Origin of the sequence: Frankia nepalensis (genome assembly GCF_016786325.1) — a bacterium.
Classification (GTDB): domain Bacteria; phylum Actinomycetota; class Actinomycetes; order Frankiales; family Frankiaceae; genus Pseudofrankia; species Pseudofrankia nepalensis.
Genome location: NZ_JADWYU010000093.1, coordinates 96545 through 120895 on the forward strand (window position 1 = coordinate 96545; position 24351 = coordinate 120895).

General features: G+C 72.6%; 19 protein-coding genes, 4 tRNA genes and 1 pseudogene. 17 read left to right on the forward strand and 7 right to left on the reverse strand.

The genetic code is table 11. From position 1 onward, the window contains the following. Nucleotides 1-227: 227 nt before the first annotated feature. Nucleotides 228-1586, forward strand: coding sequence for a glycosyltransferase family 87 protein (locus tag I6A81_RS07340; RefSeq protein ID WP_307874519.1), 1359 nt, complete (start codon nucleotides 228-230; stop codon nucleotides 1584-1586). A gap of 316 nt (nucleotides 1587-1902) precedes the next feature. On the opposite strand, the gene I6A81_RS07345 is transcribed toward I6A81_RS07340, so the two are convergent. The 4 genes from I6A81_RS07345 to I6A81_RS07360 form a co-directional block, all read right to left on the reverse strand. Next, nucleotides 1903-3513 (reverse strand): hypothetical protein, encoded by a 1611-nt coding sequence (locus I6A81_RS07345; protein WP_203010135.1) that lies wholly within the window; start codon nucleotides 3511-3513, stop codon nucleotides 1903-1905. A 258-nt stretch (nucleotides 3514-3771) separates the two neighbouring features. Then, nucleotides 3772-5412: a hypothetical protein gene (locus tag I6A81_RS07350; RefSeq protein ID WP_203002728.1), complete on the reverse strand. Its 1641-nt coding sequence runs from the start codon at nucleotides 5410-5412 to the stop codon at nucleotides 3772-3774. Between the two features lie 464 nt (nucleotides 5413-5876). After that, complete coding sequence (locus tag I6A81_RS07355; RefSeq protein WP_203002727.1) at nucleotides 5877-6950, reverse strand: 2-oxoacid:ferredoxin oxidoreductase subunit beta; 1074 nt, start codon at nucleotides 6948-6950, stop codon at nucleotides 5877-5879. After that, complete coding sequence (locus I6A81_RS07360; RefSeq protein ID WP_203002726.1) at nucleotides 6947-8845, reverse strand: 2-oxoacid:acceptor oxidoreductase subunit alpha; 1899 nt, start codon at nucleotides 8843-8845, stop codon at nucleotides 6947-6949. The genes I6A81_RS07355 and I6A81_RS07360 overlap by 4 nt, the downstream gene beginning before the upstream one ends. Before the next feature lie 677 nt (nucleotides 8846-9522). Between I6A81_RS07360 and I6A81_RS07365 the strand changes: the two genes are divergently transcribed. Both I6A81_RS07365 and htpX read left to right on the forward strand, forming a co-directional pair. Beyond that, complete coding sequence (locus I6A81_RS07365; RefSeq protein ID WP_203002725.1) at nucleotides 9523-10467, forward strand: Rossmann-like and DUF2520 domain-containing protein; 945 nt, start codon at nucleotides 9523-9525, stop codon at nucleotides 10465-10467. Nucleotides 10468-10856: 389 nt separating this feature from the next. Continuing rightward, nucleotides 10857-11720 carry a zinc metalloprotease HtpX gene (gene htpX / locus I6A81_RS07370; RefSeq protein ID WP_203002724.1) on the forward strand — a complete coding sequence of 288 codons (864 nt, stop codon included), beginning with the start codon at nucleotides 10857-10859 and terminating at the stop codon, nucleotides 11718-11720. A 311-nt stretch (nucleotides 11721-12031) separates the two neighbouring features. On the opposite strand, the gene I6A81_RS07375 is transcribed toward htpX, so the two are convergent. Then, nucleotides 12032-12520: a YajQ family cyclic di-GMP-binding protein gene (locus I6A81_RS07375; RefSeq protein WP_203002723.1), complete on the reverse strand. Its 489-nt coding sequence runs from the start codon at nucleotides 12518-12520 to the stop codon at nucleotides 12032-12034. A 127-nt stretch (nucleotides 12521-12647) separates the two neighbouring features. Between I6A81_RS07375 and I6A81_RS07380 the strand changes: the two genes are divergently transcribed. From I6A81_RS07380 to I6A81_RS07395, 4 genes are all read left to right on the forward strand, one after another. Beyond that, a tRNA-Tyr gene (locus I6A81_RS07380) sits at nucleotides 12648-12732 on the forward strand. A gap of 285 nt (nucleotides 12733-13017) precedes the next feature. Next, a complete protein-coding gene (gene pyrE / locus I6A81_RS07385; RefSeq protein ID WP_307874520.1) occupies nucleotides 13018-13560 on the forward strand; it encodes an orotate phosphoribosyltransferase in 543 nt (180 codons plus the stop codon). Nucleotides 13561-13642: 82 nt separating this feature from the next. Next, complete coding sequence (locus I6A81_RS07390) at nucleotides 13643-14455, forward strand: TIGR01458 family HAD-type hydrolase (RefSeq protein WP_203002722.1); 813 nt, start codon at nucleotides 13643-13645, stop codon at nucleotides 14453-14455. 137 nt (nucleotides 14456-14592) lie between these two features. Next, nucleotides 14593-15138 (forward strand): gamma-glutamylcyclotransferase family protein, encoded by a 546-nt coding sequence (locus tag I6A81_RS07395; RefSeq protein WP_238428979.1) that lies wholly within the window; start codon nucleotides 14593-14595, stop codon nucleotides 15136-15138. Between the two features lie 166 nt (nucleotides 15139-15304). On the opposite strand, the gene I6A81_RS07400 is transcribed toward I6A81_RS07395, so the two are convergent. Beyond that, complete coding sequence (locus I6A81_RS07400) at nucleotides 15305-16948, reverse strand: GH25 family lysozyme (protein ID WP_238428978.1); 1644 nt, start codon at nucleotides 16946-16948, stop codon at nucleotides 15305-15307. Nucleotides 16949-17366: 418 nt separating this feature from the next. Between I6A81_RS07400 and I6A81_RS07405 the strand changes: the two genes are divergently transcribed. From I6A81_RS07405 to I6A81_RS43065, 5 genes and pseudogenes are all read left to right on the forward strand, one after another. Next, a tRNA-Thr gene (locus tag I6A81_RS07405) sits at nucleotides 17367-17439 on the forward strand. Between the two features lie 123 nt (nucleotides 17440-17562). Next, nucleotides 17563-17636: transfer RNA gene (locus I6A81_RS07410), tRNA-Met, on the forward strand. Nucleotides 17637-17951: 315 nt separating this feature from the next. Continuing rightward, nucleotides 17952-18083, forward strand: a complete 132-nt coding sequence (gene rpmG, locus I6A81_RS07415) for a 50S ribosomal protein L33 (RefSeq protein WP_238428982.1) — start codon at nucleotides 17952-17954, stop codon at nucleotides 18081-18083. 287 nt (nucleotides 18084-18370) lie between these two features. Next, nucleotides 18371-18820, forward strand: a pseudogene (locus tag I6A81_RS43060) (MaoC family dehydratase N-terminal domain-containing protein); the annotation flags it as partial. A gap of 57 nt (nucleotides 18821-18877) precedes the next feature. Beyond that, on the forward strand, nucleotides 18878-19324 hold the full coding sequence (locus tag I6A81_RS43065; RefSeq protein ID WP_307874521.1) for a MaoC family dehydratase: 447 nt from the start codon (nucleotides 18878-18880) through the stop codon (nucleotides 19322-19324). A 394-nt stretch (nucleotides 19325-19718) separates the two neighbouring features. Here the strand turns inward: I6A81_RS43065 and I6A81_RS07425 are convergent, their stop codons facing one another. Continuing rightward, nucleotides 19719-20927, reverse strand: a complete 1209-nt coding sequence (locus I6A81_RS07425; protein ID WP_203002719.1) for a pyridoxal phosphate-dependent aminotransferase — start codon at nucleotides 20925-20927, stop codon at nucleotides 19719-19721. 269 nt (nucleotides 20928-21196) lie between these two features. On the opposite strand from I6A81_RS07425, the gene I6A81_RS07430 reads away from it, so the two are divergent. From I6A81_RS07430 to rplA, 5 genes are all read left to right on the forward strand, one after another. After that, nucleotides 21197-21269, forward strand: a tRNA-Trp gene (locus I6A81_RS07430). Nucleotides 21270-21300: 31 nt separating this feature from the next. Beyond that, nucleotides 21301-21549: a preprotein translocase subunit SecE gene (gene secE, locus I6A81_RS44740; RefSeq protein WP_203002718.1), complete on the forward strand. Its 249-nt coding sequence runs from the start codon at nucleotides 21301-21303 to the stop codon at nucleotides 21547-21549. A gap of 322 nt (nucleotides 21550-21871) precedes the next feature. Next, the gene (gene nusG, locus I6A81_RS07440; protein ID WP_203002717.1) at nucleotides 21872-22642 is read left to right on the forward strand and encodes a transcription termination/antitermination protein NusG; all 771 of its coding nucleotides are present in this window, start codon (nucleotides 21872-21874) and stop codon (nucleotides 22640-22642) included. 140 nt (nucleotides 22643-22782) lie between these two features. After that, a complete protein-coding gene (rplK, locus tag I6A81_RS07445) occupies nucleotides 22783-23217 on the forward strand; it encodes a 50S ribosomal protein L11 (RefSeq protein ID WP_203002716.1) in 435 nt (144 codons plus the stop codon). Nucleotides 23218-23343: 126 nt separating this feature from the next. After that, nucleotides 23344-24057, forward strand: coding sequence for a 50S ribosomal protein L1 (gene rplA / locus I6A81_RS07450; protein WP_203002715.1), 714 nt, complete (start codon nucleotides 23344-23346; stop codon nucleotides 24055-24057). The last annotated feature ends 294 nt before the right edge of the window (nucleotides 24058-24351 follow it).

Genomic DNA, 24351 nt, shown 5'->3' on the forward strand with positions numbered 1-24351 from the left:
GGGGGTCTAGAATGTCGATGACGCATACCCGGAATCGGGCTCTCAGGGTGCTCCTGGTCGCCGTCGGGCTGGTCTGGGTCGGCCTCGCAGCCGGTTGCGGTGGCGGGGCTGCGACTGAGCGCTGACCCACGACAGTGATATCGGTAGGACCATTCCTGGCGTTGATGGGGTGGGCGCGTCGCCTGGGCCGGCTGGTGCCGGCCGGGTGGCCCGTCCACGGTGTGCCGGTGGTCGGTGCGCTGCTTGTGGCGAACTGGCTCGTGTACGTGGACCCGCAGGCCCACTACGACGTCAACGTCTTCCTCCGGGCGGGTGACGCGGTCCTGGGCGGCCGCGACCCGTACCCAACGCCGGGCACGGAGGAGGTCTACTCGGGCTCCGCGTTCGTCTACCCGTATCTGATGGCCGTGCTGTTCGTTCCGCTGGCCCTGCTCCCGAGCGGCGGGCCGGAGCTGTTCGTCGGCTTGTCGACGCTGGCCGTTCTCGCGGGCTGCGGGTTGGCCGGCGCGCGCTCATGGCGCGTCTACGCCCTCGTGCCGGTGGCCTCATGCGCGATCACCGGCCTGCAGCACGGGACGCTCAGCCCGCTGCTGTTCGCCGGGTCGGCCATGCTGTGGCGGCTACGGGACCAGCCCGTGCCCGCGGGCCTGGTCGCGGCGCTGCTCGCCTACAGCAAGCTGTTCCTCCTCCCGGTGGCCCTGTGGCTGCTGGTCACGGGCCGATACCGGGCGACGGCGACCTGCGGGGCGGCGCTCGTCGTCCTGTTCGCGGTGACCGAGCTGGTCAGCCCGGTCGGTCTCGGCACCTATGTAGGCATGCTCGACGCGCTGGCCCGAGAGGAGGCGCCCGATGGCCTGGCCCTCACCGGGCTTCTCCTGAACGCGGGCCTCGGCCCGGCGGCCTCCTGGGCCGCTCGCGCGGTCGCGGGCGGCCTGCTGGTCGCCTGCCTTCTCCGGTCGGCGCGGCCGACCGCGGCTCCGGGCGGTGACGACGACGGCCGGGACGGGCCGGGAGGTGCGGCGGCCTCGTGGCCCGGGGACGAGCGGCTGATGTTCGCAGCGACGGTGGCGGCGGCGCTGCTGGCCTCGCCGATCGTATGGAGCCACTACCTGCTCCTGCTCGCGGCCCCGCTGCTGGTGCTCAACCCCGGCGGTGACGCCGCCGCCGCGGTCGCCACCATCGCGAGCTGGCTCCTGGTGACACCGCACCTGACCACCGCGGCCCGCCTGGCCGTCACAGTCGCGGTCCTCGCCGCACTCACCGCCGAACCGCTGGCGGCAACGACGCGAGGGGTGGCCTCCAGCCGGCCGTCGTGGCGCGCCCTGGCCGTGGGCGCGGGGGCGGTCCTGGCCACGGCCGCCGGCTGGGCAGCGTTCTGGGCGGCGTCGCGGGCCCGCGACGCCGAAGGCCGGGTGACCGGCGCCCACCTTACGCTGCTCGCCGCCCTCGCCCTGCTTGGGTGGGCCGCGCACCGAGCCTCCGGCGAGACATACCGATCAGGAACGGAGAAGCACGGACGCCCGCGCCGCGGCCCAGTCGGCGACCCGGACCATCGCGGTCGGGCAGGTCAGCCGGTTGGCGATTAGGACCTCGGCCACGGACGGGCGGCCCGTTGCCTTGGCGGCGCAGCCGTGACGCACTGACCGGCCGCGCGAGTCGATGGCCGGCGACTTGGCCCAGACCGCGCTGGAAGCCTCGCCGACATCGTCATCGCCCGCACCGGCTGACCAGGGCCCGGCCGCCCGGGCCGCGCGCAGACGCCCACGGGCGCGCGTCATCACCGGCGCGGCCCGCGTGGCGTGACCGGCGAGGAACCCCCGGACAGTCCGGCCAGTAAGAACGGCCCGAAAAGGCGTAAGGCCCGGCCCCGCGAGCGGGACCGGGCCTTCGCCTGTCTGGGAGCTAGTAGATCCAGTCGAGCACCGCGGCGTCGGGGGACGTGTCCTCCGACGCCGGGTCCGGGCTGGTCACGACGAACGGGTCCGCGGGCGGCGGCGGCGAGCCGGCCGCGGTCGGTTCCGTGGTCGCCGGCTCGGTCGTGGCCGGCTCGGTCGTGGCCGCCGTCGAGCCCTGCGGCTGTCCCTGGACCTCGTCCTGCTCCGCGGCCGGCTGGCTCGCCACCGAGCCGTTCCCGGCCGCCTGGGCGCCCGTGTCGGCCTGCGCCCCCGCGGGGGCCTGAGCGGTGGGGGTCGCCTGCGCGCCAGGGGTGGTCTGCGTGCCGGGATCGGCGGGCGGCGCGGTCGTCGGCGTGCTCGTCGGGGCGCTCGGCTGCCCCTGCCCGGTCGTCGGCGGCTGGGACGGAGCCGTCGTGGCGGGCTCCTCCTCGGCCTCGTCGACCAGGCTCCCAAGCCCGAACCAGTCGAAGCTGGTGTAGGCCTGGTCGTCGCTCGGCGTGCTCGACGGGGCCGCCTGCGGCGCCGTGGGCGAGGCCGTGAGGTCCACGGGCACCTCGGCGGCCGCGGAGTCCCGGGGGAGGAGCGGCACGATCGGGATCGGGGTGCCGTCGGGCAGGTAGGTCCGCTCGGCGGTCGACCCGGAACCGGTCGAATCGAAGTCGTCGTCAGCGAAGGACGAGCGGTCGCCGGCCGTGGTGGACGGCTGGTCCCGGTCACCGGCCGGGGACTGGTCGGGCGCGGCCGGGGCGAGCGCCGGCTTGACCGGCGTCGGACTTGTGGCCGACGAGTCCAGGCTGCCGGTCGCCCGCGCGGACGGCCACTGGTCGGTCGTCGTGCCGCCGGGATCGGTCGGGATGGTGAGCGGCCCGGTGTCGGTCGACAGCACCGCGGTGCCGACGAGCGCGGACAGCCCCGCGAGCGACGCCGTGCTCATGATCGCGAGCCGGTTGCGGGCGGTCCCTGGGCGGCCCGCCGGGGCCCGGTGCGCGCCGGGCGGGCGCTGCCCCCCGTTCGCCCGGCGGGCGTCGTCGCCCTTGGCGTGCGGTTCGCGGCTCCGGTCGCCGGGCAGCCGCGCGTCCCGGATCGCCTGGTTGCCGACGGCCGCGCTGAGCGAGGCGCGCGCGGCCGGCGTCGCGGCGATGAACTGGCCGCCGGCCGGGGCGGAGGGGGTCCCACCATCCGGCTCGTCGTCGTAGGGCGCGTCGTCCAGGCCCGTGAAGTCGTAGTCGTAGTCCGGGTAGCCGCCGTCCGCCGGGTGCTGGTCGACGGCCGGGTCCTGGTAGCCGTGGGCGGCGGGGCCGGCGTAGCCGAGGTAGTCCTCGTAGCTGTAGCCGTAGTGGCCGCCGTGGCCATGATGATCGCCGTAACCATGGTGGTCGCCGGCCGGGGCGGGAGGCCCGTCGAGGCGGTACGCCGAGCCGCTCATCGAGATCGGGCCGGTCACCGTGTCCAGCTCGCCAGGCGGGAGCACCGGTGGTGGCGGCGGGATCCGCATGCCCGGAGGGGTCAGCACCCCGGTCACGGTGCTCTCCTGAAGGGCGGCGGAGGACCAGCCTTCATGGCTGGCCGAGTAGGCATCGCGGGCCTCGGGCCACGGCTGCCAGCCGCGGTTAGCCACGGCGGATCCCGGCGGACGCGGTGCCACGGTCGGACGCCATACGACGCCCATCCGAGGACCCATGGTGTCGGACGTTCTGACTGTGCCAGCTGCGACTAAGCACGGAGCCTCCGGCCTATGGTGTGTACCCCCCCGGGCGACACCGCGCGTACCCCCACGCGCACCATGACCATACCGGATCCGGATCAACCGGACGTACCCCCCTTCGGTCATTGGATGCCGCCAGCCGAATAACCGCCGCGCGACGCGCGAGGGGGGTCATCCTCCCTGCGCGGGCGGGGCTCCCGGAGCGCCCGGCACTGGCGCGGCCGTGGAGGCGCCGCCGCCCGCCCGGGGCGCGGGGGCGTCGCGGCGGGTCAGATCGAAGACCGGGAAGGGATAGCTCTTCGTCGCGCTCGGCTGCCCGGGGGGCGGCGTCCGTGGATCCACATCGTCCCCGCCCATGAGCAGGGTCAGCACGAGGGTCGCGACGATCACGGCGGCGGCGACAAGGCCCGCCGCGAGCAGCGCGACGCGCTGCCGGCGCCACTGCCGCTCGTCCTCGCCGTTGTCCTGGGCTGTGGCCGCCCCGCCGCCCGGCGAGGCAGTGCCGCCCGCCGCGTCACCCGCCGCGTCGCCCGGCGCGCTGTTGGCGGGCGCCGTCGAGCCCGCCGCCAGGGCCGGCGCCGGGGCTGGGCCGATGGACGGCGAGCCGTCGGCGCCGTCCGCCGGCGCGCCCGGCGACCCCGCTACCGCCGGCGGCTGACCGGAAGCCGACGGTTGGCCTGGAACCGACGGTTGGCTGGGAGTCGGCGGTTGGCTGGGAGTCGGTGCCTGCCCCGAGGCTGGCGGCGCCGGTACGGCCGGCGCGCCTGGGTGGCCACCCGGGCTGGCGGGCCAGGACCCGTGACCGCCAGGGCCGGGGGACGGCGGCGGGAGGGGGATCGGCAGACCGCCGGTCGGCGCGGTGGGCTCATCCGGAAACGCCATGTCACCCCCTCGCGGCGGTTGGTGCGCCGCCGACTGGTAGGCCCCGAAGGGCGGCTGATGACCCGGGGCCGGGTAGTGCGGGCCGCCGGTCGACTGGCCGGAATAGAACGGGCCTGACCCGTCGGGAAGGCTCGGTGGCGGCTGCTGATACGGCGTGCCTGGTGCTTGGCCCGGATAGGGCGTCACTGCCTGCGGGGTCTCCGGAAACGGTGGGATCGGGATAGACCCAGTATCGGTCGGCACGAAACCGACAGTCGGCGGCGGCGGGAGGTACACCGGCTGGAAGTAGACCGGCTGGTAGACCGGCGCCGGGTAATAGCCCGGCTGACCGGCCGGGAAGGGACTGGCCGGGGCGGGTGCCTGGGCACCCGGGTACGGCGCGCCAGGAGGACTCATCGGCTCCGGGCGGGACGGGTGCGGGGGTGGCGCGCTCTCCGGCGGCGCGTGCGCGGTCTCGGCGGGTCGGAACCACGACCAGGGCCTGGGCTGTGGCTGAGGCGGGCCCGGGTGCTCGGGCGCCGCGCGCCCGGGTGGGACCTCGGCGTCGGCCCTCGGCCTGGGGGCCCGGTCGACCGGGGCCGGCGACTCGTCCGCCCGTTCCCGGTAGGGGGTGTGCAGGTACAGCGGGCCGATCGGGATAGGGCTGGTGTCGCTCGGGGTGAACCCGTCCGGGCCTGCCGGACCGCCCACCGTCGGGATCGGGTTCCAGCCCTGCTCGGCCGGCGAGGCCGGTTGGGCGGGAACCCCGGATCCGCCGGGAGCCCGGTCGCCGATCCGGGAGGGATCCCGGGGCAGGGCGGCGCCCGGCGGATAACGAGGCGGAACGGGCCAGCCGCCGGCCAACGGGGGCCGGGCCGAGGCGTTCCAGATCGTGTCGTTCTCGGGATCGGCGTCGTCCGGGCCGATGGGGTCGGCCGGGTTGGCGTTCATCACCGGCAAGCCTCCGCGTCCCCGCGCCGAAGAAGACCGGACCAGGACAGGCCGCGAGACCCTTCGGAAGAAGGGCCGGTTCCCGCCGTCGCGGCGATTCCCGGCGCTGCGCCGTGGACCGGGACACCGTCGCCTCGTGACGGGTCCACTACGACCTTAGTTCGTCCGGAGCGACGCGACCTTGACACTACGGGCGAGTTGTGCGTGATGTCCGTGGCCTCCCCGTAGTCGGCGTGCCGCCGCGCCATGAATCGGGTGGCCGGTGGGATCGCGTGGTTCGCGAGTCGCGTTTCGCGGACCGCGCCGGCCCGGCGCGGCCGGGACGGTGGCGACCCAGCGGGCGACGGCGGAGACGGCGACGGCCGGGCCGGCCACGGCCGAGACGAGGACGGCTGAGACGGCGACGGCCGGGGCCGGCGGGTGCGCCGACCCCGGCCGTCGCCGGAGGTTCTCTCAGTTCACGGTCAGGCGATGGTCCAGGTCTCCTTGCCGGCGATCAGGGACATCAGGTCGCCCTTGCCCTGGCGCTGCTGGGCCCGCTCGATCTGAGCGTTCAGCTCCTCGTCGTAGCTGGGCACGTCGACGTCCCGGAAGACGCCGATCGGGGTGACGCCGTGGGTGTCACCGGTCAGCCGGGACAGGGCGAACTGCTGGCTCGGGTCGACGGCGTGCGCGTCGTGGACGAGCACGCCCGCGTCGGTGGCCGCGCAGATCTCCAGACCGCCGTCCGCGCCCCGGCGCACCGCCTTGCCGCTGTCGGCGCCGAACGCGAGCGGCTGGCCGTGCTCCAGCCGCAGCGTGACGTCGTCGCGAGTGTCGCGGTCCTTGAGGCTGTCGAACGCGCCATCGTTGAAGATGTTGCAGTTCTGGAAGATCTCGACGAAGGCTGCGCCGGGGTGTTCCGCGGCGGCGCGCAGCACCGAGGTGAGGTGCTGGCGGTCCGAGTCGACCGAACGGGCGACGAAGGTCGCCTCCGCGCCGAGCGTCAGCGACGTCGGGTTGTACGGCCGGTCCAGCGAGCCGTGCGGGGTGGACTTCGTGATCTTGCCGACCTCGGAGGTCGGCGAGTACTGGCCCTTGGTCAGGCCGTAGATCCGGTTGTTGAACATCAGGATCTTGATGTTCACGTTCCGGCGCAGCGCGTGCAGCAGGTGGTTGCCGCCGATCGACAGCGAGTCGCCGTCGCCGGTGATGACCCACACCGACAGGTCCGGCCGCGAGGTGGCCAGGCCTGTCGCGATCGCCGGCGCGCGGCCGTGGATCGAGTGCATGCCGTACGTGTTCAGGTAGTACGGGAAGCGTGAGGAGCAGCCGATGCCCGAGATGAAGACGACGTTCTCGCGGGCGATCCCGAGCTCCGGCAGGAAGCCCTGGACGGTCGCGAGGATGGCGTAGTCACCGCAGCCGGGGCACCAGCGGACCTCCTGGTCCGACGTGAATTCCTTGCGGGTCTGCGGGGCCGCGGCGGCGGGGACCAGGTCCAGCAGCCGGTTGGTCACCCGCCCGGCGGCAACCTTGCCGTTGGTGGTGACGGTCACTGGTTGATCACATCCTCCAAGACGCCCGCCAGCTCCGCCGCCTTGAACGGCATGCCCCGGACCTGGTTGTAACCGATCGCGTCGACGAGGAACTCGGACCGGACCAGGGTGCGCAGCTGACCGAGGTTCATCTCGGGCACCAGCACCCGGTCGTAGGACCGCAGCACCTCGCCAGTGTTGGCGGGGAACGGGTTGAGGTGGCGCAGGTGAGCCTGGGCCACCTGCAGGCCCTTGGCCCGGACCCGGCGGACACCCGCCGTGATCGGGCCGTAGGTCGAGCCCCAGCCGAGCACGAGCACCCGGGCGGAACCGGACGGGTCGTCGACCTCCAGCGGCGGGATGTCGGCGGCGATGCCGTCGACCTTCGCCTGCCGCAGCCGGACCATCCTGTCGTGGTTGGCCGGGTCGTACGAGATGTTGCCGGAGCCGTCGGCCTTCTCGATGCCGCCGATCCGGTGCTCCAGCCCCGGGGTGCCGGGGATCGCCCACGGGCGCGCCAGCGTCTGCGGGTCGCGCAGGTAGGGCCAGAACTCCGGCCCCTTCGGGCCGTCGTGGTTCGGCGCGGTGGCGAACTCGACGCTGAACTCCGGCAGCGACTCCCGGAGCGGCAGCAGCCACGGCTCGGAGCCGTTGGCCAGGTAGCCGTCCGAGAGCAGGAACACCGGGGTGCGGTACTTGGTCGCGATCCGGGCCGCCTCGATCGCCGCGTCGAAGCAGTCCGCCGGCGAGCGCGGGGCGATGATCGGCACCGGCGCCTCGCCGTTGCGGCCGAACATCGCCTGCAGCAGGTCCGCCTGCTCGGTCTTGGTCGGCAGGCCCGTCGACGGGCCGCCGCGCTGGATGTCGATGACGAGCAGCGGCAGCTCGAGGCTGACGGCGAGACCGATCGTCTCGGACTTGAGCGCCACGCCGGGACCGGAGGTCGTCGTCACGCCGAGCGCGCCGCCGAACGACGCGCCGAGCGCGGCGCCGATGCCGGCGATCTCGTCCTCTGCCTGGAAGGTCCGGACACCGAACTGCTTGTGCTTGCTCAGCTCGTGCAGGATGTCCGAGGCCGGGGTGATCGGGTAGCTGCCGAGGAAGACCGGCAGGCCGGACAGCTCGCCGGCGGCGACCAGGCCGTAGGACAGCGCCAGGTTCCCGGACACACGGCGGTAATGGCCGGCCTTCATCCGGGCCGGCGCGACCTCGTAGGTCACCGAGAACGACTCGGTCGTCTCGCCGTAGTTGAACCCCGCGCGGAAGGCCGCGATGTTCGCGGTGGCGATCTCCGGGCGCTTGGCGAACTTCTGCCGGAGGAAGTCCTCCGTGCCGGTGGTCGGCCGGTGGTACAGCCAGCTCATCAGGCCGAGCGCGAACATGTTCTTCGCGCGCTCGGCCTCCTTCTTGTTGACCGCGCCGGCGACGCCGTCGGCGGCATTCACCGCATTGATGGTCATCGAGGTCAGCGGGACCTTGTGAACGCGGTACTTGTCCAGCGTGCCGTCGGTGAGCGGGTCCGCCGTATAACCGGCCTTCTTCAGGTTCCCACCCGTGAAGGCATCTGTGTTCACAATCAGGTCAGCGCCCGGCGGAAGGTCCTTCAGGTAAGCCTTCAAGGCGGCCGGGTTCATCGCGACCAGGACATCCGGCGCATCACCGGGCGTCATGATGTCGTGGTCGGAAAAATGCAGCTGGAAACCGGAGACCCCGGCCGGCGTACCGGCTGGGGCGCGAATCTCGGCGGGAAAGTCCGGGAGCGTCGATAGGTCGTTGCCAAACGCCGCTGTCTCGCTCGTGAACTGCTCACCGGTGAGCTGCATACCGTCACCGGAGTCGCCGGCGAACCGCACGACGACTCGGTCGAGCCGGCGGGTCTCCCTCTCCCTGACCTGCTCGCGGACCTGCTCAGACACCGTCAGTAACCTCCTCAGGTACCGGACCAGCCTACCTGTCGGCCCTTTTGGGCGCGCGGATCGCGGCGCCCGGTCCACAGGCGCGCGTGCCGTCCGCCACGTCCGGATGGCCCCCGCTCGCCGGTACGGTTATCACTCTACGTGCTGGTGTGGTGCCCGCGTGCCCTAGGACTGGGGCATGGTCGCCTCATCGTGGCGCGTTCCCGGCTCCCTCCCGCTGGCTGGCATGGCCACGGGCTCCGCGAAATCGCGCAAGTCGTCCCTGCGGATGCCTCCAGTGTCGGGTATTTGTCACTGACTGGTTCGGCGCGACCACTTCTCGGCGCAAGCCACCCAGAGCCATTCACGGTGTCTCAACCATGGTTCATCGGGATGACATTGCCCACAGTGTGGGATTCGTCTCTTCAGTCCGTCGGGACGGCCAACTACACCCCACAAGCGGACCGGGCGGCACCCTCCGGGAGACGCCCGGACAGACCCGCGGCGGCACCCGCGCCGACGCCCCGCGCCACGGCATGACACGCCGCGCCACGGCCCGCTGTCGCCGATGCGCGATCCGTCGGCGAACTCCATGGCCCGCCGGTGAACTCGTGGCCCGACGGTGAACTCCGCGACGCATCGGTGAACTCCCGGGCGACCGATCCGCGAGCGGACACGACCAGCGGGAGAATCGGTCGATGGACGCGGACAACCCCGCCGGGGCGAGCGCGTCGGCCACCGGTTCGGCCGGCGCGGACCCGCTCGACATTGGATTCGTCGGCTTTGGCCGAGCCGGGGCGGCGCTCGCCGTCGCGCTCGCCGACGCGGGCCACCGGATCGTCGGTGTGGCGACGCGCTCGGCGGCCGCGGCCACGCGTGCGCGCCGCCACCTCCCCGCCGCCGCCCCGCTGCCCGCGACCGAGCTCGCGGCCCGCGTCGACGTGCTCGTCCTCGCGGTCCCCGACGACGCGCTGGCCGCAGTCGCCACCGCCGTCGCCTCCGCCGCCGACCCGGAGGGCCCGCGCCCCGGGACCGTCGTCGTCCACCTGAGCGGACGCCACGGCCTCGCGCCGCTCGCCCCGGTGACGGCGCGCGCGGCCGGGCGCGCGGCCATCCATCCGATCATGAGCCTGGCCGGTCTGGACCCGGCCGCCGACGCCGCCCACCTGCGGGGCACCACGTTCGGCGTGACCGCCGACCCAGCCGCGCTGCCCGCTGCCCTGCGGCTCGTCGCGGACGTGGGCGGCCGGCCCGTCGAGGTCGCGGACGAGGCCCGGACCCTGTACCACGCGGCGATGGTGCTCGGCGCGAACTACCTGGCCGCGCTCGCCGGCGCCTCGGCCGACCTGCTCGCCGCCGCCGGGGTCACCGACGCGCGGGCGGCGCTCGCCCCGCTGCTGCGGGTCTCACTGGACAACGCGCTTCGTGATGGTGACGCGGCCACGACCGGCCCGGTGCGCCGTGGCGACGCCGGCACGGTCGCCGCCCACCTCGCGGCCCTGCGCGTGACCGATCCCGGCGTCATCCCCGCCTACGTGGCCCTGGCCCGCCTCGCCGTCGGCCGCCTGGAAGCGGCCGGGCTGCTGCCCGCCCCGTCCACCACCGCCGTCCGCGCCGCCCTCGATGTCACCGGCGAGGCCTGACCGCGCCCTGGCCGTGGCGGGCGAGGCGAGCGGGGGCGAGGCGAGTGGTGGGCGGAGTGAGCGACGAGCGGCTGGCGGGGTGAGCGGCAAGCGAAGCCGAACCGTCCGCGGGGTCCGAGCTGCGGGTGAGGCCGGCCATGCGCAGGATGAAAACGGAGGCCGGCGGGTACACCGACGCCCACCGACCTGGCCGGCACCCGTCGGCCGGGCGGCGGGACCGCCGGGCGGCGGCGAGCCGGAGCGGCCCGGCGCCGTGGGCGGGTTCCGCGAGCCGGGCGACCCGCGCAAGCCGGGCGCCGGGGACGTTACGGCGCGGACGGGAACGCCGGGCGACGCGTCCGGCGTTGAGCTGGGTGGAATCTTCTGACACGACAGGACAACGGGACGCCATGTCTCATCTCAACGGTCTCAAGACCGCACTGCTACTCGGAGTGCTGTCGGCCGCGATCCTGGCGGTGGGATCCATCTTCGGCCGTAGCGGCCTCGTCATCGCGCTTGTCATCGCCGTCCTGCTGAACGGCGTCTCGTACTTCTTCTCCGACAAGCTGGCGCTGCGTGCCATGCGGGCCTACCCGGTGAGCCAGGTCGAGCAGCCACGCCTCTACGCGATCGTCCGCGACCTGGCGACGCGGGCCAGGATGCCAATGCCACGCCTGTACCTGAGCCCTACCAGCGCGCCCAACGCGTTCGCGACCGGCCGCAACCCGAAGAACGCCGCGGTCTGCTGCACCGAGGGCATTCTGGAGCTGATGGACGACCGCGAGTTGCGCGGCGTGCTCGGCCACGAGCTCAGCCACGTCCACAACCGCGACATCCTCATCGCGTCGGTGGCGGGCGCGCTGGCCAGCGTGATCGTCTACCTGGCCAACATGGCGCAGTTCGCGGCGATCTTCGGTGGCCGCAACGAGGACGGCCCCGGCATGTTCGAGCTGCTGCTGCTGATCATTCTCGGCCCGATCGCGGCGACGATCATCCAACTGGCCATCAGCCGGGCCCGCGAGTACCAGGCCGACGAGTCCGGCGCCACGCTCACCGGCGACCCGATCGGCCTGGCGAACGCCCTGCGCAAACTCGAGGCCGGTACCGCGGTCCGGCCGCTCGCCCCGAGCTCACGCCTCGCCCCGGTCTCGTCGCTGATGATCGCCAACCCGTTCCGCTCGAGCGGCGTCGTCCAGCTCTTCTCTACCCATCCACCGATGGACCAGCGGATCGCCCGCCTCGAGGAGATGGCCCGGCTGAACCCCTATCGATAGAAGAAGGTCGCCATAGCGCGAATAGGCGGCTCATTTTGGGGAACTCTGGATAGGCGCCGGCATGACCCGGCGGAACCGAATCCCCCGCGGTCCCGCCGAGCACCCCGCCCGCTACCCCCACGGGCGGGGTGCGCCGGCCGAGGCGGGCGGGGCGCTGGCCTTCGGGTCCCGCTCGCTGGTCTTCGAGCGGCTTCGCCGAAGCCCGGGACGCCGCCAGGGGGCGACTCTCGTGGGCGCGCTGGCGGGGCGCTCCAGGAGGAGCCCGACCAGGAACCGGGGGACAAGCCCTGGACTGGCTGGGCCCGTCGGCGTCAGCGGTAGTTGACGAACTGGAGCGCGACGTCGAAGTCCTCGGCCTTGAGCATCTGGATCACGGCCTGCAGATCGTCGCGCTTCTTGCCGGTGACGCGCAGCTGGTCGCCCTGGATCTGCGCCTGGACGCCCTTCGGGCCCTCGGAGCGGATCTTCTTCGCGATCGCCTTGGCCTTGTCGTCGGCGATGCCCTGGGACACGGTGACCGCGAGGCGGTACTCCTTGCCGGTCTGCTTCGGCTCGTCATACTGCAGCGCCTTCAGCGAGATGCCGCGCTTGACGAACTTCTCCTGCAGCACGTCGAGCACGGCCTTGACCCGCTCCTCGCTGTTCGCGGCGAGCGAAATCGAGTCGCCGGAGTGCGTCGCCGAGGCTCCGGTGTCCCGGAAGTCGAAGCGAGTCTTGATCTCCTTGGCGGTCTGGTTGACCGCGTTGTCAACCTCTTGGGTGTCCACCTTGCTGACGATGTCGAACGAGGGGTCCGCCACGGCGAGGAGCCTCCTGTCGGGAGTCGGTCTGAGGGGCGCGGACCGCCGCTCCCCGGGCTGTGTCCCCGCGTGGGGGACCTCACCGGCGCACTACCCCCGCCTGGCCCGGTATGCTCTCCGAGGACACGGCAGGTTGCCCGAGTGGCCAAAGGGAGCGGTCTGTAAAACCGCCGGCTCAGCCTACGTTGGTTCGAACCCAACACCTGCCACCACCCCCCAGCAATTGTGATGCAGCAGGTCCAAGGCCCCGGAACGATCACCGGGGCCTTTTCCATGCCCACGGTCGTTCTCCGCCCATGGTCGGTCCCGGCCGGTCACCGCCGCCACCGGCCCGCCGCGTCCTCGGGCCCGCCGCGTCCTCGCCGCCATGGTCGCCCGATCGTCCAGCCGTCCGGCGTACCTCGAACACGGCGCCCGACGTGATCTTTCGCGGGTCGCGCGGACGCGGGTGTCGAGCGGACGCGGGTGAGGACGGCCGATCGCTACAGTCGGCAGGCGTGGCCGACGATTCCTTGACAGACACCGCGACGCTGGCCGCCCGGGTTCGGGCGGCGGCCCTGCTGACCGGCAGCTTCGTGCTCCGATCGGGGAAGACAAGCACCGAATACTTCGACAAGTACCGCTTCGAGGCGGACCCGGTGCTGCTCGCCGACATCGTCGCCGCCATGGCCCCTCTGGTGCCCGCGGACGCTGAGCTGCTCGCCGGGCTGGAGCTCGGCGGCGTGCCCCTCGCCACCCTGCTTTCGGCTCGCACCGGCCTGCCGGCCCGTTTCGTCCGCAAGAAGGCCAAGGAGTACGGCACCCGGCAGATCGCTGAGGGCGGCGATTTCGCGGGTCGTCACGTCGTCCTCGTCGAAGACGTCGTCACCAGCGGTGGCGCGGTGCTGGACGCGACGAAGGTGCTGCGCGAGCAGGGCGCGATCGTCGAGCACGTCGTCTGTGTCATCGATCGCCAGGAGGGGGGCGCCGACCGCTTGGCCGCCCTCGGACTGACCCTGCACCCCACCCTGACGCGGGCCCAACTCGACGCCGCGGCCTAGCAGGTTCCGCTCAGGTGTTACGGCTGGGTTCCGGGGTTGGCGTCCGGGTTCCCGCGGGCGTGGCGGGGGCTACGGTGCGGGCATGGCATGCCGGGCGGTGTTCTTCGACATCGACGGGGTGTTGACCGTCTCGTGGAAGGCCCTGCCAGGGGCGGCGGACGCGGTGCGCCGGATCCGGGAGGCCGGGCTGGCGGTGGCCTTCCTGACGAACACCACCTCGCGGTCCAGGGCTTCGATCGGCGCGGCGCTGCGGTCGGTCGGCGTCGGCGTCGCGGACGACGAGATCATCACCGCGGCCGTGATCGGCGCCGCCTACCTGCGCCGGCGGCACCCCGGCGGCCGGGTGCACCTGCTCAACAGCGGCGACGTCGCGCCGGATCTCGACGGAGTGCCGATCGCGGGTCCCGGGGAGCGCCCGGACGCGGTCGTCCTCGGTGGGGCCGGACCCGAGTTCACCCATGAGGCCCTGACCGAGGCGTTCCGGCACGTGCTCGACGGCGCGGCGCTCGTCGCCCTGCACCGCAACCTCTACTGGGCGACCGACGACGGGCTGGCCCTGGACACCGGGGCCTATCTGGCCGGCCTGGAGCAGGCGGCCGGCGTTCGGGCGAGCGTGGTCGGCAAGCCCGCGCCCGAGTTCTTCCGCGCGGCGCTCGAGCTCGTCGGCGTCGAGCCCGGCGAGGCGGTGATGGTGGGTGACGACGTGGCGCACGACGTGCTGGGCGCGCAGGCGATGGGCCTGACCGGCGTCCTGGTCCGCACCGGCAAGTTCCGCGAGGAGACACTCGCCGCCGCTGACGCCGCCCCGGACCACGTCGTCGACTCGGTCGCCGACGTCCCCGCGCTTCTCGTCCCTGCCGCGGCCGACACCGCGGCCGAATGGTCTGGTGGTTGAGAGGGTCCGCCGAGCGGGCCGGGCGAAGCGGGGACGGATCGGCGGGCCGGGCGAAGCGGGGCGGTGGCGAAGCAGGAGACCAATGGGCGGGGACGGATGAGCCGGGACGACGGCGCGGGCGCGGCGAAGCGGAACGGATGAGCGACGTGATGGGCGCGGCCGGCGGGCAGGCCCCGGTCGGCGAGCGCGCGGGGCTTGGGCTGTTCGCCTACGGCACGTTGATGTTCGAGGCGGTGGTCGAGGGGCTCGTCGGGCGGCGGCTGCCCACGGCCCCGGCTGTGGCGGCGGGGTGGCGGGCGGCTCGGCTGCCCGGGCGCGTGTACCCGGGACTTGTGCCGGCGGCCGGCGGGCGGGCCCTGGGCCTGGTGCTGTCCGGGCTGACCCCGGCCGAGTGGTCCGTCCTCGACGCGTTCGAGGGCGACTCATACCTGCTGCGCACGGTCGCTGTCGAGGTGTCCGGAGCTGGTCCTGATCCCGTCCGGGTGCCTGCTCCCGTCCCCGGTGCTGGGACCGGCGCCAGCGGCGTCGGCGGTCCGGTCCTCGACGCCGGGGAGCGGCCCGCCTCGGTCGCGCTGACCTACACCTGGCGGAACCTGGCCGACGTCGAGGACGAGGACTGGGATCCCAACTGGTTCACCACCCACTGGCTCAGCCGCTACACCGCCCGCCTGTGGGACGACTGACGACAGGGCGGGTTGGCCGCCGAGACGGGGCGGGGCGGCCACGCGCCCGCCCCGCCCGTCCCGCTGCCCACCCGGCCAGGAGGGCCGACGGGCGCGGGGCACCGGCGTACGCGCGGGGCGCCGGCGTACGGGTCCGAGACCGGGCGAACCCTGGCTGACGCGGCGCTCAGGGAACGGCGGGCGGGGGAGCGGGCTCCCGGATCTCCGTGACCTGGTTCGTCGTGGAGCTCCAGCGGAGCTTGCCGTGCTGGAAGGCGCTCTCCCGCCCGCCCGGCACGTCGTACTCGTCGCTGACCGGCAGCCCGAGCCAGGCGCCGGAGCCGCCGAGCGCCAGGTACCTGTTGAGGATCTCGCCGCGCACGACCCACGCGCCGAGCGCCGGGTGCCAGTAGATCCGCCCGCCCTCGAAGACGGCCTGCAGGCCCTCGGGCGCGGACGTCCACGAGATGTCCTCCAGCGGCCGGCGCAGCGAGCCGTTGCTGCCCCCGTAGGCCAGGTACTTCTGCGCGATCGCGCCGAACAGCGCCCTGGTCCCCGTGTCGACCGACCAGAACATCAGGCCGTTCGTGAAGGGCTGCCACCGGCCGCCACCGCCGGCTGGCCCCTCCGCCCGGACGGGTGCCCCGAGCGAGAGGTGCAGCAGCGGCTCGGCCGCGTACCGGGCGGCGATCTCGTCGCGGGTGCCGTCGGCGCTCGCGGCGAGATCCGCGGGGCCGCAGCAGAACGCGTTGACGTCCGCCCGCCCGCTGATGCCGGGGACCGAGCCGCTGGAGGTGTACTGCCAGATCAGCCACTTCTGCCAGCCGCCGGGGAGCCAGCCCGGGTCGGGGTTCTCGTTGTAGATCGCGAACCACAGCGGGTACTTGGCGAGCGCGGAGGTGTTGGCGATCTTGTCGGTCCAGAAGGACCGGTAGGTGTAGAGGATCGGTGGCCGTCCGGTCAGGCTCTCGACCTCGCGCAGGAACGCCTGCGCCCACGCGGTCAGGTCGGCCGGGCTGAGACCGCCGGTGATCTCCAGGTCGAGCACGGGCGCGAGCTGGCCGGGCGTCTTCGTGTCGCCCACCTTCGAGAGGAAGTGGCGAGCCTGGTCGACGGCGGTGGAGATCGGCAACGCGGGCTTGGCGTAGTGGTAGGCCCCGACCACCAGTCCGGCCGCCTGGGCTCCGGCCCGGTCGGCGACGAAGTGCGGGTTGGTGTAGGTCGTGCCCTCGGTCGCCTTGATCACGGCGAACGAGTTGCCCGCCGCCTTCACCGCATTCCAGTCGATCGAGGCGCCGTTCTGGTGCTGCCAGGAGGACACGTCGACACCGCGGGGCCACGCCGGGTTCGGCGCGGCCGTCGCCACCGTGGCCGTCGTGGACAGCGCGAGCGCCGTCATGGCTACCAGTGCCACCCGGGGGAGGCGCCGGACCGCCGGCCCGGCCTCGTCGGCTGGCGCGGCGGCTCCTCCCGCGCCGCGGGCGGCGGCCGGGGCCTTCAGCGGCCGGGCGGCCCGCTCGTGCGCCGGCGGACGGTGCCCAGGTGGACGGCGTCCCGGCCGGCGGTCGCCCGGCCGGCGGTCGCCCGCGGGAAGCCGCGCGGGTGGCAGTCCTCGGACGGGCGCGCGACGCTGGTGGGGGATGGCGTCCGGGTGGGAGGCGAGGGCCGCGCCAGGCGGTAGTGGTGTGCCGGACGGTAGTGGTGTGCCGGCGGGCACCTGGATGCCGCCGTCCTCGGCCCACGAGAGGCCGGCGCCTGGTAGCAGCGGGTCCGCCGCGCCGGCGGCGGCGAGGTCCTGGTGGTGCCGGCCGGGGTGGTGCGTGAGGCGCATGGGCAACCCTCGCTGCTCGCGGGTTCGGCTCAGGTCTGCTCACTGAGGAGCGCGGCCGTGCTGCCCGGATCACGTGCGTCGGCAGGCAGCGACGGCCGACGACTACGCTAAGCGTCACCATGGCTACACAGCGCAATCGGTTCGCGGGTCGCGGCGAGTTTGTCGACGTCCCCAGTCGCGGCCACTCGGAATGTCGCGACGTTTCCCGACGCGGCGGGCGGCCTCGCGCCCACCGACGTGCCATCGTCTCCAGTTCGGGAGCCCCGTCGGCGTGGCGAGCGTGGCCGGCCCGGAGCGGCTCGCGGTCTCGATCGCGATCTTTAACCCGCTGTGGGATGCATCTCGGGTTCAGGTGAACCCGCTTCCCACTCCTGCCCTGTCATCGTGTAACGTGTGTCCCGCGCGAGCACGAGAGCACGCCCCTTTAGCTCAGTCGGCAGAGCGTCTCCATGGTAAGGAGAAGGTCTACGGTTCGATTCCGTAAAGGGGCTCGACGGTCCGGCCGTCACCGGGCGACTGGTCGCGATCTCTAGATCGTTGATCATTTCGGTGCCGCGTGCCGTACCCAGCCGGTACGCTGTCGGTCGGAACGCCCGCCGTACGTGGCGGTCCAAGGCGGTGTAGCTCAGTCTGGCAGAGCAAGCGGCTCATAATCGCTGTGTCGCCGGTTCAAGTCCGGCCACCGCTACGGTCAACCTGTTCGCTGCCCTTCGGGCAGCTTCCCGTTGACTTGATGTCTGCCCAGGGGGGCGACCCCCTGGAACCCCCGTGTCAGGGGGCTTCGCCCCCCGACACCCCCCGGGTGGCTCGCGCTTCGCGTATCGGCTGGGGTGGGGGTCCTGGCCTCTTGGGCTGGGGGGTCACCGTCGGGTGGCCGGCCGTGGAGCGGTGGGGTTCCGCTGGAAGAGGGAACCGTACGGCTTCGCGGCGCTTGCCCGTTTAGTAACCGATAGAGGAAGAGGCTCACGCCGTGGCCGCCACCGACGTTCGTCCGAAGATCACTATGGCGTGTCAGGTGTGCAAGCACCGGAACTACATCACGCGGAAGAACCGGCGCAACGACCCGGACCGTCTCGATCTGAAGAAGTTCTGCCCGAACTGCCGGAAGCACACGGACCACCGCGAGACTCGCTAGTCCCGAGGCCGCCGTCAGGGCGGCCTCCTCGCGGTCGAGACCTGCTCGATCGGCACTCTTTCTTACCGCGGCTAGGCCGACGACGTGAAGTCGTCGGCCTTGTCGTGTTTCCTGAATCCGGTCGCTGTCCGGCCCCGCGGCACCGGGCTCCGGATCCCGACGCCCCACGTGGGTCGTCCGCCCGTGGACGCGCCGCGGCGGCCCGGGGCCGCCGGGTGGGGTCCCGTGGTAGTGGTAAGGATGGCGGAGCCCGGTCAGGCGGGGCGCTTTAGGGATCGGAGCCGTGCATGCCGCTGAACCAGGCGTTCGTCGGGCGCGAGATCGTCGCCACCAGGCCGTTCCTGGTCGGACGTGAGCACATCCGGCAGTTCGCGCGCGCGATCGGGGACCCCAACCCGCTGTACCACGACCTCGAGGCTGCCAGGACTGCCGGCTACCCGGACCTGGTGGCGCCGCCGACGTTCCTCGTCGCGGCGATCCCGGGCCAGCTCGGGCTGCCCGTCGACGACCCGGACTTCGGCATGGACTTCTCGCTGATCGTGCACGGTGAGCAGCGCTTCACCCTGCTGCGCCCGGTAGTCGCCGGCGACGAGCTGACCGCGGTGACCACGCTCACCGGCCTGCGCACGGTCGCGACCAACGAGGTCCTGACGGCGGGCTATGACTTCCGGACGACCACCGGCGAACCGGTGGCGACCGGGCTGTGCGGCCTGGTCTCGCGCGGTACCGCCGACCCGGGCGCCGGGCCGGTCCGCGTCGAGGCGCCGGCCGCCACCGGCGTGGCGGCGACCAGCGTGGCGGCGACGCCGGCGCGGGCCGCCGCGACGCGGTACGACGACGTCGAGACCGGTACCGAGCTGCCCGCGCGAAGCTTCCCGATCCGGCGCGCCGACCTCGTCCGGTACGCGGGCGCCTCCGGCGACTTCAATCCGATTCACTGGAACGAGAAGGTCGCGGCCGAGGTCGGGCTGCCCGGCGTGATCGCGCACGGGATGCTGACGATGGCCACCGCCGGTCGGGTCGTCACCGACTGGGCGGGCGACCCGGGCGCGATCCGCGAGTACGGCGTGAAGTTCTCCTCGCCGGTGGTCGTCCCGAACGACGACACCGGCGCCGTCGTCGAGGTCCGCGCCACCGTCGAGAAGAAGCTCCCGGACGACCGCGTCGTCGTGAACCTGACGGTCCGCTGCGAGGGCGCCAAGGTCCTCATGGCGGCCAAGGCCAAGGTTCAGCTCGCCTGACGCGGCGGGCCCGCCTCGACAGCCGTAGCGGCCGCCCGACGAATCTCAGCCACGATCCCGACCCATGACCAGCCCGACGCCGGACGTGCACACCGGCCCGGTGCAGGTCCGGCGGGCGGAGTCGCCGGGTCCCCGCCGGATTCGGGGCGCTGGTACTCGCGAACGAAACTCGGCCAGGAACTGACCCCGGACCAGGACCGTGCATGGGCTTTCTGGTCCTGCTCGGGATCTGGTCTGGTCGGGGCGCCCCGCGCCCCGACGGCGGAGCCGGGGTTCCTGCCGGATCGACGGAGCTCGCGGACGGGGTCCCTGCCGGATCGACGAAGTCGATCTGGGAGGTCGTGATCTGGCAGGTCCGGATGGTCGCCCCTGGGGCGACCTTGAGCCGACCGCCTCAGGCCGCCTCGCCCAGCAGAGTGGCGATGCGGCGGACTCCTTCGGCGAGGTCGTCGTCGCCGAGGGCATAGGACAGCCGGGCATAGCCGGGGGTGCCGAACGCCTCGCCGGGAACGATCGCGACCCCGACCTCCTCCAGGATGAGCTGGGAGAGCTCACCGGACGAGCTCGGCGTCCTGCCGCGGATCGTCCGGCCGATCACGTCCCGCAGGGACGGGTAGGCGTAGAACGCGCCCTCCGGCAGCGGGCAGCGCACCCCGGGGATGTCGCTGAGCAGCCCGTGCATGGCGAGCCGGCGCCGGTCGAAGGCCGTCCGCATCTGGGCGACGGCGTCCAGCGGGCCGGCGACCGCCGCGAGCGCGGCGGCCTGGGACACGTTCGCGACGTTCGAGGACAGGTGCGACTGCAGGTTGGTCGCGGCCTTCACGACGTCCGCCGGGCCGATCAGCCAGCCCACTCGCCAGCCGGTCATCGCGTAGGTCTTGGCGACCCCGTTGAGGACCACGCACCGGTCGGCGATCTCGGGCACCTCGACCGGCACCGAGGCGAACCGCGCGTCGCCGTACACCAGGTGCTCGTAGATCTCGTCCGTGATGACCCACAGGCCGGCCTCGAGGGCCCACTGGCCGATCGCGCGGACCTCCTCCCGGCTGTGCACCGCGCCGGTCGGGTTGGACGGCGAGCAGAACAGCAGCACCTTCGTACGCGGCGTGCGGGCCGCCTCCAGCTGCTCGACGGTGACCCGGTAGCCCTGCTCGGGGCCGGTCACCACGTCGACGGGCACGCCGCCGGCGAGGCGGATCGCCTCCGGGTAGGTCGTCCAGTAGGGCGCGGGCAGCAGGACCTCGTCGCCCGGGTCGAGCAGGGTGGCGAACGCCTCGTAGACGGCCTGCTTGCCGCCGTTGGTGACGAGGACCTGGCTCGGCTCGACGGCCAGGCCGGAGTCACGCCGGGTCTTCTCGGCGATGGCCTCCTTGAGTTCGGGCAGACCGCCGGCCGGGGTGTACCGGTGCATCTTGGAATCCCGGCAGGCCTTCTCCGCGGCGGCCACGATGTGGTCCGGGGTCGGGAAGTCCGGCTCACCGGCGCCGAAGCCGATCACGTCGCGGCCCGCGGCGCGCATCGCCTTGGCCGTGGCGTCCACGGCGAGCGTGGCGGAGGGAGCGATGCCGCCAATGCGGCGGGAGATCCTGCTCATGGTGACCATGCTGCCACAGCCGCCGGGCCGAGCCGCGTCCGCGAACGGCCACGTCACAGCCCTCGGCGGCGACCGAGCGAGACGCCGTGGGCACCTAGACGCGGCGTTGCGGCGTCTAGGGGGTATGCTCATTCCGCTCAGGCCGTCAACGTCGGCGCGCACACGCGCCCGCTGGCTGAAGATCCGGTTAACCACGCGTACTAGGTTTGTATCCGTGGCGCGGCACCGGGGCTTCCGCCGGCTGGGTGGTCGTCGGTATCGACGGGCTGGGTCGCTCTAGGGGCGTGGCTCAATTGGTAGAGCACCGGTCTCCAAAACCGGCGGTTGCAGGTTCGAGTCCTGTCGCCCCTGCGCAGGTCAGACGATCGAGAGTGGTGGAGCTGTGGCGACCGACACGCGCGAGGCGGCACCGCGGGCCAAGCCGCCCGCGCGGGCTGGCGGCCGGCGTCGTACGTCGCCGCTGCGGTTCTACCGCGAGGTCGTGGCGGAACTGCGGAAGGTCGTCTACCCGAGCCGGACGGAGCTGATCACCTACGTGGTGGTCGTGCTGGTCTTCGTGTCCGTGATGACCGCGATCGTGGCTTCGCTCGACTTCGGCCTCACGAAGCTGGTGCTCCTGGTCTTCGGCTGACCGGTCCACGGAGAGGCCGGAGGCCTGGCGCCCGTGGTGCCTCCGGTGGCCCGCCGATCGGCCCGGGGGTGGCGGGCCGTGGCGGCTCGATCGACGGCCGGTCGGACCGGTGCCTGGCGTGAGCCGGGGTATCACCGGAAACGACGAGTCAGCCGAGTCGGTCCACGACGTCAGCAGCCTGGTCAGCGAACCAGCAACCCCGCGAGCCCCGAGTCCGAGTCACGAGTCCGAGTCACGACCAGCGCAGCCGCCGAGAGGCGCGCGAACCGGCTTCCTCCGGAGCGTGCGCAACGAGGCGTCCATACGAGTAAGGATCGTCCCCGTGTCCCAGTCTCCCGAGCATGCCGCCTCCGAGCAGGGGGAGGCCCTCGAGCGCCTCAGCCCGCTCGCGGCGTTCGAGAACGACGAGGTGGCGAGCACGGACGCCGGCGCCGAGCTGGCTGAGGACGGCACCGCCGCCGCGCCGGCCGACCTGAGCTCGCCCGCGACCGTCAGCCCCGCCGCGGTGGAGGAGGACGAGGACGAGGCGGACGAGCTGCGTCGCGCCCTCGAGGAGGCGCCGGGCGAGTGGTACGTGATCCACTCGTACGCCGGCTACGAGAACAAGGTGAAGACCAACCTCGAGACCCGGATCTCCAGCCTCAACATGGAGGACTACATCTTCCAGATCGAGGTCCCGCTCGAGGAGGTGCCGGTCGTCAAGAACGGCAAGCGCCAGATGGTCATGCAGAAGAAGTACCCGGGCTACATCTACGTGCGGATGGACCTGACCGACCAGTCCTGGTCCGCGGTGCGTAACACGCCGGGCGTGACCGGTTTCGTCGGCCTGACCAACAAGCCCTCCCCGCTGCGCCGCGAGGAGGTGCTCGCCATCCTCGCCCCGGTGGCGAAGAAGGAGAAGAAGGTCGAGCCGGTCAAGGTTCAGGAGTTCGAGGTCGGCGAGTCCGTCACCGTGATGGACGGGCCGTTCGCGACGCTGCCGGCCACGATCAGCGAGATCAACACGGATGCCCAGCGGCTGAAGGTGCTGGTCTCCATCTTCGGCCGCGAGACTCCGGTCGACCTGCAGTTCAACCAGGTCGCGAAGATCTGATCCCTCGCGGTGGCCGCCGGGCCGGGCGCGATCGGGGCAGCCTGTTCGCGTTCCCTCCGGGGAGACGCTCCCAGGCTCCCGCGTGATGCTGGCCCAGGGGGCAACCCCTGGAACCCCGTCGAAGTTCAGGAAGAAACGAGATGCCTCCCAAGAAGAAGAAGATCACCGCGGTGATCAAGCTCCAGATCAACGCCGGCAAGGCGACTCCGGCGCCCCCCGTGGGCCCGGCCCTCGGTCAGCACGGCGTGAACATCATGCAGTTCTGCAAGGAGTACAACGCCGCGACCGAGTCGCAGGCTGGCAACGTCGTGCCGGTCGAGATCACGGTCTACGACGACCGCTCCTTCACGTTCGTGACCAAGACGCCGCCAGCGGCGCGGCTGATCCTCAAGGCCGCCGGGGTCGACAAGGGCAGCAAGACCCCGCACCGCGACAAGGTCGCGAAGCTGACCGCCGCGCAGCTGCGCGAGATCGCCACGACCAAGATGCCCGACCTCAACGCGACCTCGATCGAGGCCGCCGAGAAGATCATCGCCGGCACCGCCCGGTCGATGGGCATCGTCGTCGAGCAGTAGTCCGGCCGAGCAGTAGTCCGGCCGGGCAGCAGTTCGGCCGAGCAGTAGTTCGGTAGTCAGTCCCCCACCAGTGGGAGGGCCCCGGGCGCCGGCCCGGCGAGCCCGCCGGTACCACGAGGAGCAGAGATGAAGCGCAGCAAGGCGTACCGCGCCGCCGCTGAGAAGATCGACCCGGAGAAGCTGTACAGCCCGCTGGAGGCGGTGAACCTCGCGAAGGAGACGTCGAGCACCAAGTTCGACGCGACCGTCGAGGTCGCCTTCCGGCTCGGTGTCGACGCCCGTAAGGCCGACCAGATGGTCCGTGGCACCGTGAACCTGCCGCACGGCACCGGCAAGTCGCCGCGGGTCGCCGTATTCGCCGCCGGTGAGAAGGCCGCGGAGGCGGAGGCCGCCGGCGCCGACATCGTCGGCAGCGACGACCTGGTCGCGCGTATCCAGGAGGGCTTCCTGGACTTCGACGCCGCCGTCGCCACCCCGGACCAGATGGCCAAGGTCGGCCGGATCGCCCGGATCCTCGGCCCGCGTGGCCTCATGCCCAACCCCAAGACCGGCACCGTGACGCTGGATGTCACGAAGGTGGTCAAGGACATCAAGGGCGGCAAGATCAACTTCAAGATCGACAAGCAGAACAACCTGCACATCGTCATCGGCAAGACGAACTTCACCCCCGAGCAGCTGGTCGAGAACTACGGCGTCGCGCTGGACGAGATCGTCCGGGCCAAGCCGTCGGCCGCCAAGGGCCGGTACCTGAAGAAGATCGTCTTCACCACGACCATGGGCCCCGGGATCTCGGTCGACCCGAACCGCACCCGCAACCTGCTGGAAGAAGCGACGAGCTGAGGCGGTCCCGCGCCGGACGCTCCGCGCCCGTCGCCGGACGCTCCGCGCCCGTCGCCGGGCGCCGCCTGTCGGGCGCTAAGCGCCCTCCCACCTGGTTCTGGGTCAGTGCATATGGCGGTGGCTGACCTGGTTTCGGGTGGCCGAGGTGGCTGTGTTGGCATTGCGCTGATGCGCCGTCACTGGCGGTGGCCGGTTTGGGTGCATCGCTTGCTAGAACGACATCGAGCCGTGGGGGGGGGGGGGGCCGCCCGCGGGGGGGTGTGGTGGGGTGGCCCCCGGGCGCCCCCGGCGAGG